Annotated in this window: 2 protein-coding genes and 1 pseudogene; all 3 read right to left on the minus strand. The window is 48.9% G+C overall.

All coding sequences use genetic code 11. From position 1 onward, the window contains the following. Window positions 1-251 precede the first annotated feature (251 nt). Window positions 252-353: pseudogene (locus ABRP64_RS11710) on the minus strand (transposase); the annotation flags it as partial. A gap of 345 nt (window positions 354-698) precedes the next feature. Next, complete coding sequence (locus ABRP64_RS11545; protein ID WP_284771361.1) at window positions 699-1,166, minus strand: hypothetical protein; 468 nt, start codon at window positions 1,164-1,166, stop codon at window positions 699-701. Window positions 1,167-1,823: 657 nt separating this feature from the next. Next, on the minus strand, window positions 1,824-2,006 hold the full coding sequence (locus tag ABRP64_RS11550) for an integrase core domain-containing protein (RefSeq protein WP_349819741.1): 183 nt from the start codon (window positions 2,004-2,006) through the stop codon (window positions 1,824-1,826). Between the last annotated feature and the right edge of the window lie 116 nt (window positions 2,007-2,122).

Here is a 2,122-nt window from a genome sequence, read left to right on the forward strand (position 1 = left end):
GTTCTCAGTACCTGGACATGGTGGTAGATTACCAATCTTGCCAGCTCGACTGGGCTGGATATCAGGTGTCCACCAAATGGGGGTCAGGTCCCAGATCTTCAGTGAGCCTGCTTGAAGCAAAATTTTTGGCGGCCTTGCGCAGGATGTCACGTTCTTCGCGCAGCTTCGCGTTTTCTTTTTCTAACTGGCGGATCCGTCTCACGACTCATTCGCTACTTGAGCTTTATCCTGCAATGCTTTTATGCGGGCACGTTTGCCGGTGCCGTACTTGGTGACCCATGAATGAAGCGAGGCACGGTTGATACCGAGCTCGGCTGACGCTGAGTTCAGCGAGAGTTCTCATAGAGAGCCACAGCATCGCGTTTGAACTGTTCTCAGTACCTGGACATAGTGGCAGATTACCAATCTTGCCAACCCGACTGGACTGGATATCAGGTGTCCACCAAACAGGGGCCAGGTCCGATAATGACTACGGTGTCACTGAAGAGAGGCCATACCCCAGCGAGGATTAACGAAGTCAGCGAGAAGCTGATGGAAATCCTAGGATCGCCGGCTTGATTAACGAATTGTCGACCCCACCAGTTAACGCTGGCTTGCGAACGAAGATGATACACATTTGAGCTACGGCCACTTGACATCGGTCTAGATGCTTGCGTTCCTTCCTTCAAACAGAATCTAAAGCCGATGAGATGGACTGCTCAGTACATGGGGATTTCTGGACCTTGGTTACGGAATTTTTCGAGCAAGGACCCGAATTCGACCTCCCATATATGAAACTCACTCGGCAAGAATGTAGGTTCCTTTTTCTGCCGAGAAACGACATCAGCTTGAGCTGCTTCACGCGTAGCAAAAGCAGCCAATATATCTGGGCTAATTTCCTGGTGGCGCGCGGAGGAATTTTGCGCATATCCTTCTCTAAAAACGAGATAAACGAGGTTCGGGAAATGGCACTTGTTTAGTTTCCCTCTCCAGCCCTGAAGGGGAACTTCTTCAGCCCAACAGGTCATATCTGAAGAATCAACATGCTCGCCCATGGCGCGCTCCTGCTCTCTGGTTAAAGCTACTCCGACAAATTCTTCGTCATACGTAGCTTCCATACGCGCAAAGAGCACAAAAATTTTAGCTTGGTTACTGTTATCTGAAGTTCTACCTGTTAAACCTTGCATGCTTCTCTAAACGGTTCAGTGTCAACAGTCGCAGTGTAAGTTTTATCACCGTCTACGATAGTTCCCGTAGTCGTGCCAATAAAGTTCGTATCCACTAAGCCATTGCAACGAAACTCAATGTTTTTCTGTTCGAGTTTGGATTGTCCCTGATTGTAAGAACGCGTAGGAACGCCAGACTTTAATGGTGCGTCTTTCCATACCATCCAATACTGGTACTTAAGTTTACTCTCGTGTTTGATAGAAGTTACCGGACGACTACACTTAGTCACCGGCTTAAAACCGATGATCCTTGCATCACCATCGCCGGTCTTAGTTCGTACATGAACTTCTGTAGGCTCGAGTACGCACGGTCCATAGTCTGGAGTTGCAGCGTACGGTTGAGCGGCGGGAGCACTACTATCGCCTTCTAGCTTTTCAACTCGTGTATAAACACCGCTCTCACCGGATTGTTCTACCGAAGCGGGAACCGTAGATGCCTCCGCCACCGAAGGAGTCAACGCAATAGCTAATGCCAAGCAGGAGCATGACGCGGACATCCTAGCTATTTTACTGAACAAAGCTCCACCCTCTCGTTTCTAGACACAATGAGTACCAATGCTAAGTCTAATTATGTATTGTCTCTTTTTCTATAAAAGTGAAGTGCCTCGTGTTTTGTTCCTAGGCATTTGCCTTGATTTCTATTATTACTTGCGGCGGGTTCTTCTTCCACAATTCGGTTTCCACCTCGGCCGGGGTTCGGTATCCCAGGCTTTGGTGGAGCCTTACCTCGTTCCACCATGACACCCACTCAAACGTGGCGATTTCTGCCTCGACAACATCATTCCACCTGCGAGTATGGATGAGTTCGCCTCTTGTGAGGGGCCGTTAACGTTTTCAGCTGAGAGTGTCTGATGGTTTGTGTGTGGGAACCCAACCCGCATAAGGAGATGAACCAGAATGACTACTATGGCGAGACG

It is taken from the genome of Corynebacterium sp. KPL4015 (assembly GCF_040225725.1).
GTDB lineage: Bacteria > Actinomycetota > Actinomycetes > Mycobacteriales > Mycobacteriaceae > Corynebacterium > Corynebacterium rhinophilum.